This window comes from Scytonema sp. NUACC21 (genome assembly GCF_054684315.1).
Map to the genome: position 1 here is coordinate 231,354 of NZ_BAAFZH010000106.1, position 17,277 is coordinate 248,630.

A 17,277-nucleotide genomic window follows, 5' to 3' on the forward strand; every position below is an offset into this window, starting at 1 on the left:
AATTAAATTCTCAATTATTTACAGTTCTTCTCTCAAGTAAATATTCATAGATATTTACAAAAAAGACAGTTGCTACGACTCCCAATGCAGGCGGAAGAAATGGCATCCAACAGCCATACAGCAAGAGAATAAAACAGCAACTGTAAAGAGTCAACAATTCAGCAATGATAAAAATTGTCAATTTTAATTGTGAAAGACTGTATATAGCCACTATTCCTGTTAATAAAGACCAGCCGCAAATCCATAAAACTTCACCCCATGCAGGTAAAACCCACAAGAGCGGTCGGTTGTCTAAAACAGCACTAAGAATTTGACTGACCATATGTGCGTGCAGCATTACGCCTGGAATTTCTTGGTAGGGGGTCGTTGCCATACTGTAAGGAGTCAGAAAATAGTCCTTAGCACTTTGTGCGTCAACGCCAATTAGAACAATCTTATCTTTGACCCAATCGGGATTTAATTGACCGTTCAAGACTTTTGCAACACTGACTTGTTTGGCAATTTGCTGTGAGGAGCGATAATTGAGCAGTATTTGGTGTCCCCCTGCATCAAATTGTTGGTAGCCACCCGTAGGGATATCTATAGGTCGAAAGACTACTTGACCAAGTTGCAAGTAGTCTTCGTTGGTAATATTGAATTGAATGCCGTGTTTGACTAGATATTGTCGTGCTAACTGAAAGTTGAAGGAGTAGCGCGACTTGCAAGGTGATTCCGGGTCTGGTGTCATGGATAGTAAATGACGGCGGATGACTAAATCGCTATCGAATACAACATCACTAAAACCCGTGTGAGTTATTGGAATCTCCGGTGGTGGTGAAATACCAACTGCGTGTGGTTTGCTACCACTGGCTTGACAAATAGCAATCAAGTTGTTTTTCAATCGATTTGCTAAATCGGGATACTGAGAATCTACCTGATAATCTCTATATATATCCAAACCAATCACCCTTGGTTTGTGTATTTCTAGGTTTTGTAATAGTTTTTGTAATGTACTATCTGATAGCGATGATTTTTGTCTTTGTTTTTGAGCTTGAATATCTTCCTCTGTAACTGTAACTATCAAAAGACGTTCATCCAATCCCTCTTCGGGTCGCATTCGCATCATGGAGTCAAAAGCTGACATTTCCCATTGTTGCATAAAACCTAGCGATCGCACCCCTGCAATCAAGCCTGCGATAGTGACACTCGCTATAAATGCAGTTTGTAGACGTCGCACCGTCAACTTATGGGAAAGAGCCTTATTCTTTTTCCCGCGTAATTCAACCCATGTTAAAGGATCTTCTGCTGGATTTTGGCAAATCACGGGTAACCAAGAAGCACCGGGGAATTCATCTTCCAAACCCTGCAATCTTAAGCGTGCGTAACGCACGGCTAAATAAAAAGATTGACCCCTTGAAAAAGCCCCCAAAAAATGTTTCACAAACTCTTGTGCTACTAGATCCGGAACTTCTTCCCGCATCACAATAATTTGAGGAATTTGTAAATCCGCTAATTCTTGTGCTAATCCCAAACCATCGCAGGAATTGAAAATAGCCATTTTTAAACCATGTGAAATAGCAAATTTCAGAGCATTTTTTAACTCAGCAATTGTTAAGCTACTGGTTTTATTTATATGTAACTGACCTTTTTCACCTTGGCTGTGACTGTGTCCTGCAAAAAACAGAATATCCCAACCTTCTTCTTCCCAAAGCCATCTATCTAACTCTTGACGTGACGGTTCTACCAAAAATACTGTTGATGCATGGGGTAATTGTTCGAGAATCTTTCTATCTTGTTGGATATCAATTCCTTCACTATTCCCTAAAATCGCCAAAATGTTTACTTTATCCTTTTTTGGCTTTGGTAATAGTTGCACTCGTTCATATTTTGGTGAACTGACAGCTACTTCACTTGAGGAGTAACGCTCCACAAAATTCCACAAATGCCAAGGTAGACGCCGCAGGAGACTATCGCTGGCTTCAATAACAATCTGAAATTCTTCGTCTAAAGCCAATCGCTCTCTCAATTGTTGGTCAATTGGGCGAAATAAATCCGAATTTAGCCAAGAATTGATTGCTTCATCTAACTGTTCTTGAACTTCGTTAAAATCCACTTCACTCACATTCGTTAAACCTGTCGCTTCCATCTCAATCCCAGAACGGCTTATCAATCGTTGATAGAGTGCTTGATATATGAGTTGAAAACGTTTGTATAGTTCGGAAATTTCTGGAGCAGGAGGTAAAGCACCTGTAAGTTTGATTGGGCGTGAGTTGTTATTTTCCCACAGTTGTGCAGTCACAGGGGAAAAGCCCTCGTTTAAATTACCTTTTTCCAAGTTAATAACAACTAGCGTGCTCATCTTTAAAGTCGAAAGCAGAGAACGGGAAGAAATCTAGTTTCAATTTCTTATTATTTAAATGACAAAATGTTCTGTGATGGTAAACTCATCAAGATTGAGCCGTACAGCAAACTTGGTTCCTGGTAAACCTTTAAAATAGTTGAGTTGAATATAGCAATCTCGACTTCTAGATGGAACTTCTTGTAAAATTCTCTCTGATTCTAAAAGTATAAGCTTGAGATTGGGCGGCAGATATTTTTCATTCCCTGTAGGATGAACTTGTACGAGAACACCACTTTTTTCCTCTTCTTCCTGAGAAAGTGCAACCATCAGTGCTAAAGACTTTCCTCCTAACTGCATTCCCAAATCAATTAACTTGATTCCATGAACACCTACTTTCTTATTCGTAGAAGAACTTCTGAAATCTAAGGCTAAACTTCCTATATTTGGAGCCAAACTGTCATTAATAGATTGCCAACCTGTTGCAAACACTTTTTGAAACCATTGGCTGAGGTTTACCTGAATGAGTGGGGAGTCAGTAGGAGTTGTTGCTACACTCTTAGTACTGGCTACAGTATTCTGCTCTTTATTTATACGTTGATTGTAGAGTTGCTGTCGCCATTGTTCGTGAGAAATGAGAGCCGCCCACTTCTCGAATGGTATATCTAACAATCTAGGAGAATAAATAGACGTATCCCTCAATGTTTGTAATAAATCTTGAGCTTCTGTTGGTGATAAAGTGACTTCAGATGGAATTTCTGCTTGTAGGCGCAGCCCCAGTGTTGCAAATAGTAAGGTGAAGTTGTCTGATAACTGTTCTATGGGTAAAGAATAAGTGCGATCGCTTTGATTGTAAGTTCCTTGGTTCTTCAATTGATGGTGAGTGACAAAACCGCCGACTCGCATCCAAGAATCGCCATCATCACCATCTAAATTGACTTGTACGGAAATATAACAATTAGCCGCCCAACTGTGAATATCTACCCATTCTCGCGGTACGCGCAATTCTTCTATATCTAGCGTTTCTGTTGGCACTAATACTATTCTAGTTTCACCCACCTTAATTGCTGTACCGTGAACTATTTCCAAAAAACTGGGTAACTCTTCCTGAGAGGGGAATATTTCTGGTTGCAATGTAGCTTCTTCTCTCAACCACTCTTGAAACCAACTCAGTAAGTGACTCAAGCAGACACGATTCAGATACGCATTGTATATTGCGATCGCATTCGATTGATGCTGAGCAAGCTGCCATGCTTCTTCTTGTTTGGCTGTCTCCAAGGGCAACCAAATATGCTGAGAATCAATACTTACAAAATCAGATAAACTCAACATAATATTCCTCCTCTCCTATCAAAGTTACTGCAACTGATTTTTAATATATATCTCAACCAAAGAAATCTTTTCTTCTTGAGTTATCCCTCGCTCGTCTCCCGAGATCGCATCGGATTCCAACACTAATCTTACTATAGATTTGTAATAATGACTTAACCATTTCTCCAAATATTCTTTCATCCAAATATCTATTTGACACATCAATTTTTCTTGTAACTGCTTTCTTGCCCTAGTAAGTCTTGTAGATATTTCATTCAAGCTCATCTTTAATTGAGAAGCAATTTTTACTTCATCCATCTGCCCTCCATAATAAAGTTGTAAAATCTCCCGTTCTTCATTTGCTAATTTCTTAATGGCTGACACCAAAGCCCCTTGAATCAAATCTGAGTGTACTGGTGCATGATACTCTCTCTCTAACCATCGTTTTACATACTGTTGAACCCATTCTTGGGGTTGGGAAATTCTAGTTAAAGCTTCCAATAGCTTAACTGCAGATTTACTTAGATAACGAGAAATTGTACTTTGATTAATTCCCAATCTATCTGCTATTTGTTTTTGGCTGAATCCAAATCCATAATAGAGAAGTAAAATTTTCCGCTCGTCCAGTTTCAGGACTTGTATTTGCTCACATAAAACCGAGTTAGCTTTATTTGCTGCCGAAAATCCTTGTTCTTGTGTCTTTTCAGTGCTCGATATCCCTTCCCCTTCGATTTTCCAAGCTTCTAATTCTGAGCTAGCTTCAAATCCATCAGATTTCAAGGCGTCAAGTGAAAATTTTGGTAGAACTGATATCGGATAAGTTTCTAAAGCCTGAATGCAAATTTCCATCCACTCTTGAATTTCTTTTGCACTCACCTTAGTAGAATTAGCCGATACCTCATGAGGTGCGCTTGGTAATCCCTTTTCTGCGTTATAACATTGAGCAGCTTCTTCAAAATCCTCTCGATCGGGAGCCACCCATTTTTTACCTGTATCTCTAGCTGGATTTTTAATCTTGTTAATTAAATAAACTTGCTTAAAATATTTTCTAGCAAAAATGATTAGTGAAATTTTAGGTTCGGTTATTCCGCATACTTTTAGTGCCTCTATAAGTTCTTTATCGCTCTTTTTGTAGAGTAGCCGCCATCGCGAAAATCGATTCACTTCGGCTGAGAATTTAATATGATTTGTCAGAGCGTTAGTTACATAGGTATCTAGATTAGCGCTTTCGGGATTATATTTAACTAAAATTTCACTAAATTTTAGCGGGTTGTAAACCAGCAGTCTGGCAATACACAGATATTCTTCCCAAGCACCAACGTTACCATCTTTACATAAGTTTTTAGCAACCCAGTAGCATTTTTCTTCAAAGTAGCTCGCTAAATGTTGATAAGCAAGTTGTGTTTTATCACTGGGTTCCCAATCAAATGTTAATTGTGATTTATTAAGTGCTACTTTCTGCCAAAAACGTGCTATGTCTGTTCCTTTATTATTCTGACAAAATAAATTAGAAAATTCTTTATGCTTTTCGTTATATAACTTCAAATTACGTTGCAAAGAAGGTTGATGTTTCCATTGCAACGTTAATCGATTGTTTTGGGTTTCTAGCACAATATAGGTTGAAAATTTATTAAGATTATTTTCCCGCTTCAGTAGTACTGGGATACTATCTAATTTGGTAAAACTAAGCATTTTGGTTTTTCCTTACTAGACAAAAAAGTGGTTTACATGATATGCAAGTATCAACTATAGTGTCCTATTTTGTATGGTTTTAGCCTTAGTTAGCCTATTGGGAGCATCGCAAGCCAATTATGCAGCCTTCAGGCAAAATTATAAAGAGCTTACGCAAAGCCATACTTTTTGAAGAGATTGGGAAGTTAGGTAAGAGTGTTAATTTTTCTATATGGCGTGAGAAGTCAGGTCAGTTACAGCCCATAACGCGCTTTTTTTAAGGGAACAAAAGCGGAACTTTTTGTGAACAATTCCCTACCCCCCTTTCTCTTTTTTTTGTAAGATGAGAACAAACTAAGTATCCTGTTGTGCTTCAAGAGCCACTAGTTGCACATGGTTTTGGCTGAAGGTTAAAGAAATGCGAACATAACTAATTGGTATTGTTATCCTCCCTTTTTTACCTCAAAATTATGCCGTATGGTTCAAAATAACAACCTTTTCCGAAAAAAAGCCCTCTTAAATTCATCTTCTCCTGAACGCCTGGATCGCGTCATGCAGGTGATCCATCCAATGAATTGGTTGCCTTTAACTGCCCTTGGTTCGTTGGTAGCAACAGCAGCGATCTGGAGTATTGTTGGTCGCATACCCATTACGGTTACGGGTCAAGGAGTCATAATTTATCCCAGTAAGGTTATGGCTTTACAATCACCTGCTACCGGACAATTGATGGCAATGAATTTACGTGTAGGGGAATTCGTGAAAAAGGGACAAATATTGGCAATTTTTGACCGAGCCGAACTTCAGAAACAATTACAGCAGCAGCGTCTTAAGCTATTAGAGTTAAAAACTCAGAATCAAAGCGCTAGCTCATTGCAATCATTGCGAAGCGAACTGGAAATCAAAGCCCTCATGCAACAACGCTTCAGTTTACAGCAAAATCTCCGAGAAGCTCAAAGTTTAGTTGTCGTTCTTAAAAATAGACTCTCTCGGCTAAACAAGCTAAAGGCACAGGGGGCAATTTCAGAGGAAATGCTTTTACAGTCACAACAGGCTTACCAGGAGAAACAAAGCCAAATTAATAACCTCCAAACTCAGTTGCAAGGGCTGACTGCTAGGGAAAAAAGTTTGGATGAACAAAATTTACAAGCTTCAACGAGCCGATTAAATCAGTTACGAGAGATACAGCGAAATATCGCCCAGTTAGAAGTGCAATTACAGAAAAACAGCCAAGTCATTAGTCCATACGAGGGGCGAGTTTTAGAAGTGACTGCATTTCCCGGTCAAGTTGTTACCCAAGGAACTCGCATTGCCACCATTCAAGCAGAAGAAGCATCAGCTCGGCTAACTGGTCTAACCTTCTTTTCTATTGGAGATGGTAAGAAAATTCAAAAGGGGATGAAAGTACAAATTACACCTGCTACGGTAGAACGCGAACGATATGGTGGCATTATGGCTACTGTTACTGATGTCTCAGCTTTCCCCGTGACTAAAGAGGGGGTTTTAAGTTTGGTAGGCAATTCAGAGGTTGTGGAAAGCTTAATGTCTCAAAATCCTCAGCTTCAAGTGTTTGCAGAATTACACCCAGACAGTTCAACTTTTAGCGGATACAAGTGGTCTTCTTCTAAGGGTCCCCAGATGAAAGTTTCTTCTGGAACCACCGCTACGGTCAGAGTCACTGTGGAAGAGCGATCGCCAATCAGCTTTGTTTTTCCTGTCCTAACGTCTTTAACTGGTGTAAATTAATTACCATAATGGCAATGTTGTCAAGCCTACAAGCAAGAGTTACAAATAACATTTCCACTATTACAATTTTTGTTAAAAAAATACTAAATTTGTTTGGGGATAGGGGAAACCGACGTCGTACCCCAACTGTTTTGCAAATGGAAGCAGTGGAATGCGGCGCTGCTGCTTTGGGAATTATTCTGGGTTATTACGGTCGGATTGTACCCCTAGCGCAACTGCGTCAAGATTGTGGAGTGTCGCGGGATGGGAGCAAAGCTTCAAATATCCTCAATGCTGCTAGAAGCTACGGGTTGAATGCTAAAGGTTTGAAAGCCGACTTGGATGGGCTGCGACGGTTGCAATGTCCTTACATCGTCTTTTGGAACTTTGACCATTTCCTAGTGGTAGAGGGATTTAGCAAGAAGCGAGTTTATTTGAACGATCCCGGAACTGGACCTAGAACGGTATCTTGGCAAGAATTTGATACAAGTTTCACGGGAATTATACTGTTTTTGGAACCAGGACCAGAATTCCAAAAAGGTGGTAGCAAACTTAACGTTATCTTAGCCTTGCGGGAACGCCTGCAAGGATCTGGTGAGGTACTTGCCTATTGCATTTTTGCCGGATTTTTACTCGTCATTCCCGGACTCTTAGCACCCATATTTTCTCAAGTGTTTGTAGATAATATTTTGGTGGAAAACAGGCAAGATTGGCTGCAACCGCTCTTGTTAGGAATGATACTCACGAGCGTCTTGGATGGACTGTTGACATTACTACAGTTAAGGTTCCTGCGAAGGATGAAGATTAAGTTATCTGTAAGTATGTCCAGTCGATTTCTCTGGCACATCCTGCGTTTACCTGTAAGCTTTTATGCTCAAAGATTTGCTGGTGAAATCAGCAATCGCATTCGCCTTAACAACGATTTAGCCGAACTTCTGTCGGGGAAATTAGCCACAACTGCGATCGCAGCAGTCATGGTCATCTTCTATATAATAGTCATGCTGCAGTATGATGCAGTGTTGACCTTAATTGGGATCGTCTTTGTCGCTGTGAATCTTTTAGCATTGCAGCAAGTATCGCGGTGGCGCGTAGACGCCAATATCCGATTGATGCAAGAGCAAGGAAAAGTAGGCGGGGTAGCTATTTCCGGTCTTCAAAGTATGGAAACCTTAAAAGCATCTGGGCTAGAGTCTGATTTTTTTACCAAATGGGCGGGCTACTACGCCAATGCAACCAACTCCCGACAGGAAATAGACATAACGAATCAAGGTTTGGGAATTTTGCCATCGTTCCTATCGACAATAACATCCATGCTAGTTTTAGCTGTTGGTGGCTTGCGGGTTATGGATGGTCACCTAACTATTGGGATGCTAGTCGCATTTCAAAGCCTAATACGAAATTTTATGGAACCCGTAAACAATCTCGTTAGCCTTGGCAAAAACCTCCAAGAAGTCGAGGGTAGCCTAAATCGCTTGGACGATGTTTTGCAAAACCCCGTAGTTCCTCAGTTAAAAGAGCAAACAGGAGAAACTGCACCTAAACCCCTAACCTTCTCTCAAATCATGCCCAAATTGCAGGGGTATGTTGATTTGGAGAATGTCACCTTCGGCTATAACAAAATTGGTACCCCTTTAATTGAAGACTTTAATTTATCAATTAAACCAGGACAGCGAGTCGCCCTTATAGGTGGAAGTGGTTCCGGTAAATCCACCATCGCCAAACTTATATGCGGGCTATACGAACCAAATCAAGGAGAAATTAAGTTTGATGGCAAACCCAGAAATCAAATACCTCGTCCAGTTCTAGTGAATTCTGTTGCCTTCGTAGAGCAAGATATTTTATTATTTGCCGGTAGCATTAAAGACAATCTGACTCTTTGGGACACCACGGTGCCAGAAAGGAATTTAGTGCGAGCTTGTCAAGATGCAGCCATCCACGACGTTATCCTCTCCCTACCAGGAGGCTATGATAGCATCCTTTTAGAAGGGGCTAATAATTTGAGTGGGGGTCAGCGACAGCGCTTGGAAATAGCGCGTGCCTTAGTCAATAACCCCTCCATCCTCATCATGGATGAAGCTACTAGCGCCCTAGATACTGAAACAGAAAAAATTATTGACCAAAAACTCCGCCAACGAGGATGTACCTGCATCATCGTGGCACACAGACTCAGTACTATTCGCGATTGCGATGAAATTATTGTTCTGTTCAAGGGAAAGGTGGTGCAACGGGGAACCCATGAAGAATTGCAACGAGTTGAAGGAACATACTTACATTTGATCCACAGTGAGGGTGATGCTCTTTGATAGCAAAGGCTCTCCGAACAATTCTAAAAAATCTGAAATCCTTACCAATGAAAAATCCCAACGCTTTTTTCTCCCCTAGAGACGATCCTAACTGCATAAGTCAACTTGAACGTTCCTTATAAGTTAGTAAAAGGGTTTTACCCTCTAAGAATCTGGTCATATGTATGCAGCTAGTTCTGTAAGTTAAGCCGCCTTCAAAAACAGGCATCAATTTCCACGAAGACTGAACTTAAGCCTATCAACAAGGAGATAATGACAATGACCGAGAATCGTACAAACCAACACACAACCGAGAATCAAACAAATCAACAAAATACTCAGAACAACCAAAATAGCGAGTTAGCATCTGAGCAACAATCAATTCCAGGGGTCGAGGACGTCAATGAAGACGATTTAGATACAATTAGTGGTGGCAAACCAGGGTGTGTAACAGATGATTACCACATACATCAGCCTCCGACCATGAACTGGTAAGGGGCATTTAGGGGAAATTATTTATATTCCCCACTATCTTGCAATCTTTTTCTCTTGCAGGCAGGGGCAAGTAATTTACTCTTTTTCCTCGCTCAAATTACCGATTCTTGTAAGTCGGCAATGCTACCTAATCTGTCAAGGTGGCTCATAAAATTTTGACTCAGGTGGCAATTCCTCATTTTTTTCCTCTGCACTCTTTGCATCTTGGCGGTTAAACAAATTACTACAGCAGATTGCAACGCGGAGGAGGTACAGATTGTTGTTAGGGCGAACAGCCGTTCGCCCCTACGGATGTACTTCATTTACCTGAAATATGCTGTATTAAACAGCAGAGTAGGCAGAGGTAAACAGCAGAGTAGGCAGAGGTAAGAGGTGAGAAAGGTATTGATTTCCTGAAGTTTTTACCCAACTTGACAGAGCTAGCAATGCCACCCTACATCCGTAGGTAATTTTCAAGCGCGAAGGGAGCAATTCCCATTTACTGTTGAGCCATTCTTTAAGTTTAGTATCAGGAATAAATATGCATTTAAACTGGTGGAGATCGTTAGGAATTGCAAATGGTATTGCCTTCTTCATTGGGGTAAGCTCTACAAGCGCTCAAATTATTCCAGATACGACTCTACCTGAAAATTCTCGCATTAGCATAACTGATAATATTGTAAATATTGAAGGTGGCACTCAATCTGGAAACAATTTATTTCATAGTTTTTCCGAGTTTTCTATCCAAAACGGTACCACAGCTAACTTTAATAACGTTCAGGGCATTCAAAATATTATTACTCGAATCACCGGTCAATCTATCTCTGATATTGATGGAGTCATTAAAGCCAATAGTACAGCTAATCTATTCCTCATCAATTCTAATGGGATTGTATTCGGGAAAAATGCTCGCTTAGACATTGGTGGCTCTTTTTTTGCCACAACTGCAAATAGTATAAAGTTTGCTGACGGATTTGAGTATAATACAACCCCACAAACAACACCTCTATTAACTGTTAGTATTCCAATTGGTTTGCAATTTGGGGCAAATCCCGGTTTAATTCAGGTACAGGGAGACGGGCAGGGGATCAGACATCGAAACATTCCATCTCCTGCAATAGATACTAATGTCGGTTTACGAGTGCAAGAGAATCAAACTTTGGCTTTAATAGGTGGAGATATATCCCTAGAAGGAGCGACACTCAAGACAGCTGGAGGACGAATTGAATTAGGTAGTGCTGGTTTAAATCGTTTAGTGAGTCTTGTTCCTATAGAAAAAGGCTTTTCACTAAACTATGATAGCTTGCAAAACTTAGGAAATATTCAACTATCTCAACAAACAGCGGTAGATGCCACGGGCAATGGTGGCGGAGATATTCAAGTAACAGCGAGAAGCCTGAAATTAAGCGATGGTTCCGTAATTGAAACAAGTACTTTAGGTTCAAATATAGGTGGAAATTTAACTGTAAATACTTTGGATGAAGTGCAACTTAGTGGTGTGTACAGCTGTTCCTCTACAGATTGTCCTTTTCCTGGAGGCTTTTACGCTCAAGCAGAAGAAAATGCAACAGGGGCAGCAGGAGATATAACAATCAATACGCGCCTCTTGCAAGTCCAAGATGGAGCACAAGTTAGCGTCGTTACCAAAGGCGCGGGCAGGGTGGGAAATTTGATAGTGAATGCAGATACAGTGGAAATAATTCATAATAATAATAAATATCCCACTAGTTTGGGTATTCAAGTTCGTGGGTCAGCAAATGCGACTACAGAATTGAAAATTAATACTCGCGTTTTGACCTTGACTAATGGAGCATTAGTAGATACTACTACTACTTTTGGTTCAGGTAATGGAGCAAATTTGACTGTCAATGCCACTGAGTCTGTGCAGCTCAAGACTCGTAGCGTTTTGAGTTCTCAAACAACTCAAAATGCAAAAGGAGCGGCGGGGAATTTAACAATTAATACTCGGATGTTGCGTCTTGACACAAGATCGCAAATCAGTGCTAGTACTTTTGGTGAAAGCAGTGGTGGTAATGTAATCATAAATGCTACTGAGTCTGTACAACTTCTTGGTAGCGCTGTGGGTGCCTTAGCTGACCAAAATGCAACAGGAAGGGCGGGCGATGTGACGATTAATACTGAGCAACTTACTATAAAAGATAGGGCAGCAGTATTAGTCAGCAGTCAAGGACGGGGAAATGCAGGCAATCTGAGCGTAAACGCTGGCTCTATCATTTTAGACAGTAACTCTCGCTTTGATGCCAATACAAGCAGCATTACCACTGACCCAGTTCGCCAACAAGCAAATATCAATCTTAACTCTGCAACGTTGTTATTGCGTCGTGGAAGTCGAATCACTGCCAACGCCAGAGGTACTGATGTCGTTGGTGGCAATATCAACATTGATACTGACGTTCTAGCAGCCTTTGAAAACAGCGATATTAGTGCTAACTCCGATGAATCTCTCGGAGGTAGAGTTAAAATTGTTACACAATCCCTGATCGGCGCTCAGTTTCAGAATTCACCTAGTACCCTGACCAGTGACATTACCGCCATAGGCAAAACTCCTGAATTAAATGGCACAGTACAAGTGAACACACCTGATATCGATCCCAGTCAAGGATTAGTACCCTTAACAGTCGAGGTGGTGGATGTAGGGCGTTTAGTCGATGATAATGTCTGCGCCAGAACTGCAAACAGTAGCTTTATTTATACCGGACGTGGTGGTTTACCTCCTTCTCCTAACAACACACTTAACAGCGACACCGTTTGGGAAGATTGGCGACTCACTGCTGTACCAAGGGGGAGAGGGGGAGTGACGGAGGGAGGGAGTGAGGGAGAGAGGGAAAGAAGGAGGGAGGGAGTGAGGGGGGGAGAAAATTTACGCAATAGGGATTTTGTCAATACACCTATAGATGAAATTGTGGAAGCTCAAGGTTGGGTAGTCAATCCATATGGCGATGTCATACTTGTGGCTAATGCACCTGCGATCGCACCTCACAAGCTCAGGAATTCTCCATCTGGATGTCATTCATTGCTTCGTTAAAGTCTCGTTGTAGTACTAGGGGACTACTTTGATTAAGCGAGAAACAGTGATATCAATAAGCCTATCTAAAGAGGGTGGACTATGTCCTGTAGCTTCTTGCCCAGAAGGACACAAATCTTCTTTCATGGGCACAAAACCCCAGTGATTAGGAGAACAACCAATAAAAAAATGTCGGATCATTTGAACCCGTGCCGTTGCTACAAATTCTCCCAAATTGTTATATGTTATCGGACCACTAGCAATCAGATATTGATCGGAGGATATAGGTTCACCCGTCGTTCTAGGTGGATGCCCAAATTCCTTGGTGGCTTGTTGTGGATTTGAAGGATCGCCAGAGTTAAATGTAACCTTGTTATTCGTGTAAACAGCTTCTGGCGAATCAGGATAATAGAGTGGCCAAGTCGAACCTGCACCGACATGGGGAACAATCTTTGTATCATCTATTAAATAAGATGCAGGTAGGAAATATTGAGGACTAATAAAAAGGTTAACTGATTCCCCTGGCTTAATAACTAATGGATTGGGCGGAGAGGAAGTTCCATCATAATAAGCTCCAAGACTTGGACTATATAGTGGTTTATCTTCTCTAGGCATAATGTTTAGAGCTTCGTAAACATCAATATCCAAGCACCTCTTATTTAGCTCGGTAGGACAAGCGACTGTTGTTTGAGCAACAGCCATCGAAGTTTTTGTTTCTCCCCAAGTATCCCAAGTGATTATTGCTGTTGTAATACTGGCAATGATAAGACAAGCAATAATTGCTGTTGTTATAAATGCTAGAACCTTACGCATAAGTCAAACTCCAAGTTATTCAAAGCTTCAGACAAACAAAATACCAAGCTTAATTAACTTCGTGGTTTAGCTTCAGCATTACGTCATTCGTTATAAAAATTCACTAGAAGGGAAAAGTGATAAAAATCTAAATCTGTGTTTCTATGATATAGTCACGGGATGAAGTAGCTAAATATACGTGAGTTCGACAGACTGAATTGGCTGTGGTGACTGGTTGGGACTTCAATACAAGAAGTAGGCGATCGTGTACAAGTTTATGGTGTATCCAAAATCTCGGTTGGACATCACACAAATTTTTTGTGACCTTGACGATTTCTGCCAAGTCTTTGAATCGGCATGGAAACAAGGACATTTGCCACAGATGAGTGGGGAAAAACTGAGCCGTTGTCAGATGTGCCAGTCGGAGATTATGACGATTGCGATCGCCTTTCATGGATCTGGGTACCGCACTTTCAAAGACTTTTATACATTGCAAGTTCAACCCTATTGGAAAAAAGCCTTTCCGAATTTAGTCAGCTACAACCGATTCGTTGAAGTGATGCCCTAGAGCTTCTGCCGCATCATCAGTTGAGCAAACAGCCCCTCCTGATTGGCGAGTCGCTCAAAACTGCCCTGCTGTACAATCCGACCATTCTGAAGCACATAAATACGGTCGGCATTGCGGATTGTACTGAGACGGTGAGCAATAACTATGCGCGTCACCTCAAGCCGGTCGAGACTTTGACTAACAATAGCTTGGGTTCTGTTATCCAAGGCACTGGTTGCTTCATCAAATAGCAGAATTCGTGGTTTCAATACCAACGCCCTTGCAATTAACATCCTCTGCTGTTGTCCGCCAGAAAGATTACCACCTCCTTCACTGACAACAGTGTGCATACCCATTGGCATTGCTTGGATATCATCTGCAAAACCTGCCATCCGGACGGCTTCCCATGCTTCATCAGTTGTGACATTAGCTCCACTGGCAATGTTTTCAAAGATGGAAGCTGACATCAAGCGGCTATTTTGCAGGACAACACCCATCTGTCGGCGTACAGCATGAACATCCAATCCTGTCAACTCCTGTCCGTCATAGTAAATACTACCAGATTCCGGAGTTTCAAATCCCAGTAATAACCGAAACAAAGTGGATTTACCACTTCCAGAAGTCCCTACCAAAGCAATAAATTCCCCTGGTTCAGCCCGAAGACTGACGTTATCTAAGATTGGGGGTCCATCATTCCGGTAACGAAAAACCACATGCTCTACAACGACTCTACCCGATAGTCTGCCGGGATCTGCTTTACTATTATCAACTTCTGGTTCGGCTTGCAAAATTGGCTGGGCTCGCTTCCACAAAGGTACGACTTGAAGAACATCCATAACGGTTGTACTCAAGTTGGTTGTACCGCTTATAAAAATGCCAAAAGCAGCGTTGAAGGCGAGGAAAGTACCAATGGATAGTGCTTGACTCCCCTCTGTTTGCTGGTTCTGTTGTAGTAGTATGGCAGTAACCCAAAAAAGCACGCAAGATGTAAGACCGGGAAAAACTTTGTTGAAGACGGCAAGAATGTCTTCAATAGTTTGGGTACTCAGCATCAATTTGAGTTGCTGGCTATACTGTTTACCCCAGTAAGCAAAAGCGCGTTCTTCAGCCCCAGCAACTCGCAATTTGGCAACCCCATTGATTAACTGCACCATCACCCCAAAAAGTTGTCCTTGTTGTTCCAATAGGGGACGAACCTTGCGGAGGGCGAGCATACCAGAGATAAAAGTAAGGGCTGTATTTACAACCGCTGCTACGATCGCGATCGCAGCTAACGAAACGTTGTAGTAAACGAGCAATCCCAAGTTTAAGAAGGCAAACACGCCAGAGAAAATACTTTTGAGAACACTACCGCTCAGTTTGGAACGGATATCGCTGATGGCAGAAACCCTGGATTCTAAGTCACCGATAGAATACTGACTAAAAAAAGATGCTTTCAACTTCAACAATCTGTCCCACACCGCCGCTTGAGTGGATGAGTCAGCAAAAGTCTCCAGTCTCATCAGCGCCAGCCCCTGAGCCAGTTGAAAGATTGCACCTCCAAAAGCTGTTGCAGAAAGACCCAAAGCTATTTGTAGCAATAATCCCCGGTCGGCATCTGGGATAACGTTATCCATGAGAATACCAGTCGCCAGGGGGGTCACCATCCCCAGCAAAGAAACAGCAATTCCAATGAACAGGATGACAACTATATCTTTAAAATGACCTTGCACTGCAAATCGAAATATATCCCAAGTTTTGAGGTCTTTATCGGGCAAAGGTCGATAAAATGCATAAGCAGTGGTGGAGAGCTGAGCAGCGCTTTGCTCATTTACAGGGGTGCGAGTTTGCTTGAGGGGATCGTAAATTTCATAGCAGCCCTTAACTGGTAACAAAGCTACTGGACTTTCCCCTTCTAAAGAGTATGCCAGCATTGGGCCGCAGTCTCGTTTCCACCAGTTCCCTACCAGATGCAACTGACGCATCCGAATTCTGGAAGCACGGGCGATAGCTTCTAGGGGGTCTTTGAGGCGTTTGAAGTCTTCTGACTGAGCAGGGGGGCGAATTTTAATCCCCAAAGCACGTCCGACCGCCCCAGCAGCAACTAACAGAGCTTGGTCTGGAAAACTGCCCTGTATCACTTGCGATTGTGTACCTGTTTGTTGCTGTTGCAGCACGGATGACAGTTCTCCCAATGTTTCATCCATGACCTGACGCTTAAGGTCTTCTCTTTCTCGACACCTCAAAATTTCTTGCTGAATTTCTTGCTGAGAGAGCAAGTGAATCATCTGTAGAAAATCCATTTGCAGTTGACCCAGACTCACCATTAAAGTGTCTGCTTCTTGGATTTCTTCCGTGCGAAAGCTTGCTAATTCTAATATGTCCTCACAGAGCAACCACATATAAGTACTCAAAGGTAACAAACCAGACGAAGGTTCAAAAACCAGTTCCGGAAATCCCATTAATTTGGCATAACCACGTTGGATTTGTACCCAAGACACGTTACCTTTTTCAGGTCGGAATACCTCGCCACTCCTTAAGGAGAAAAACTGGATTCCCGGTTCCGATACGCATATATTTAAACTGCGATCGGGTTCGCGAGCAACAGCCGAACCCAGTTGATGTATCCAACCCTCTACCAAATCCACCGCATAGCCTTGTTTGTTTGCAAGCATATACTCAAAATCTTGTCGAGACATTTTGAGCAGTTCCGTTTCCTCAAGTGACACTGCTAAAATCTGGAGATTTTTGCTGTGAAACTCTGGGGACGTTGAGAACATCGCTTCTGCGGATTTGATGCTAAATAGGTAACGCCGCTTTCCCTCTGGGTTACCATTGTTAACTGCGATCGCAAATAGTGACATTGAACCCGATTTCACCACCCAAACTGTCAGGGGATCGTTTAATAGTAAAGGTTCATTACCTTTAAATCGATAGCACTCTCCCCGCAAACCCGTGATTTTACCAATAAGCATATTTATAGATTTTAAGGAGTTTGGTAAATATGTTTGTAAACAAGTGTAAGACGATATTGCACTCGTGTTGACTGTCCATTCTCAAAATAGAGCAAGCAGATAGTCGTAAAACCATCGATTTCAATTTAGATATCAATACGGGTATCAAAATGCCTTTCCCTAAATCCAGTAAGCCAAATAAG

General features: G+C 41.7%; 10 protein-coding genes. 5 read left to right on the top strand and 5 right to left on the bottom strand.

Annotated elements, in window-relative coordinates:
* Positions 1 to 10 precede the first annotated feature (10 nt).
* From ACYRY3_RS38825 to ACYRY3_RS38835, 3 genes are read right to left on the bottom strand one after another with little or no spacing between them, the layout of a single operon-like run.
* Complete coding sequence (locus ACYRY3_RS38825; RefSeq protein ID WP_460207074.1) at positions 11 to 2,338, bottom strand: CHASE2 domain-containing protein; 2,328 nt, start codon at positions 2,336 to 2,338, stop codon at positions 11 to 13.
* A 54-nt stretch (positions 2,339 to 2,392) separates the two neighbouring features.
* On the bottom strand, positions 2,393 to 3,649 hold the full coding sequence (locus ACYRY3_RS38830) for a DUF1822 family protein (RefSeq protein WP_460207075.1): 1,257 nt from the start codon (positions 3,647 to 3,649) through the stop codon (positions 2,393 to 2,395).
* A gap of 24 nt (positions 3,650 to 3,673) precedes the next feature.
* The gene (locus ACYRY3_RS38835) at positions 3,674 to 5,320 is read right to left on the bottom strand and encodes a sigma-70 family RNA polymerase sigma factor (RefSeq protein ID WP_460207076.1); all 1,647 of its coding nucleotides are present in this window, start codon (positions 5,318 to 5,320) and stop codon (positions 3,674 to 3,676) included.
* Positions 5,321 to 5,776: 456 nt separating this feature from the next.
* Between ACYRY3_RS38835 and ACYRY3_RS38840 the strand changes: the two genes are divergently transcribed.
* The 4 genes from ACYRY3_RS38840 (at position 5,777) to ACYRY3_RS38855 (ending at position 12,823) form a co-directional block, all read left to right on the top strand.
* On the top strand, positions 5,777 to 7,042 hold the full coding sequence (locus ACYRY3_RS38840) for an NHLP bacteriocin system secretion protein (RefSeq protein ID WP_460207077.1): 1,266 nt from the start codon (positions 5,777 to 5,779) through the stop codon (positions 7,040 to 7,042).
* Between the two features lie 137 nt (positions 7,043 to 7,179).
* On the top strand, positions 7,180 to 9,324 hold the full coding sequence (locus tag ACYRY3_RS38845) for an NHLP family bacteriocin export ABC transporter peptidase/permease/ATPase subunit (protein WP_460207192.1): 2,145 nt from the start codon (positions 7,180 to 7,182) through the stop codon (positions 9,322 to 9,324).
* A gap of 258 nt (positions 9,325 to 9,582) precedes the next feature.
* Positions 9,583 to 9,798 (top strand): hypothetical protein, encoded by a 216-nt coding sequence (locus ACYRY3_RS38850; protein WP_460207078.1) that lies wholly within the window; start codon positions 9,583 to 9,585, stop codon positions 9,796 to 9,798.
* 520 nt (positions 9,799 to 10,318) lie between these two features.
* Positions 10,319 to 12,823, top strand: a complete 2,505-nt coding sequence (locus ACYRY3_RS38855; RefSeq protein WP_460207079.1) for a filamentous hemagglutinin N-terminal domain-containing protein — start codon at positions 10,319 to 10,321, stop codon at positions 12,821 to 12,823.
* A 15-nt stretch (positions 12,824 to 12,838) separates the two neighbouring features.
* Here the strand turns inward: ACYRY3_RS38855 and ACYRY3_RS38860 are convergent, their stop codons facing one another.
* A complete protein-coding gene (locus ACYRY3_RS38860) occupies positions 12,839 to 13,615 on the bottom strand; it encodes a hypothetical protein (RefSeq protein WP_460207080.1) in 777 nt (258 codons plus the stop codon).
* Between the two features lie 256 nt (positions 13,616 to 13,871).
* Here ACYRY3_RS38860 and ACYRY3_RS38865 point away from each other — a divergent pair, with 256 nt between their 5' ends.
* Entirely contained in the window at positions 13,872 to 14,162 is a 291-nt protein-coding gene (locus ACYRY3_RS38865) for a hypothetical protein (RefSeq protein ID WP_460207081.1), read from the top strand.
* On the opposite strand, the gene ACYRY3_RS38870 is transcribed toward ACYRY3_RS38865, so the two are convergent.
* On the bottom strand, positions 14,159 to 17,095 hold the full coding sequence (locus ACYRY3_RS38870; RefSeq protein ID WP_460207082.1) for an NHLP bacteriocin export ABC transporter permease/ATPase subunit: 2,937 nt from the start codon (positions 17,093 to 17,095) through the stop codon (positions 14,159 to 14,161). The genes ACYRY3_RS38865 and ACYRY3_RS38870 overlap by 4 nt on opposite strands.
* Positions 17,096 to 17,277 lie beyond the last annotated feature (182 nt).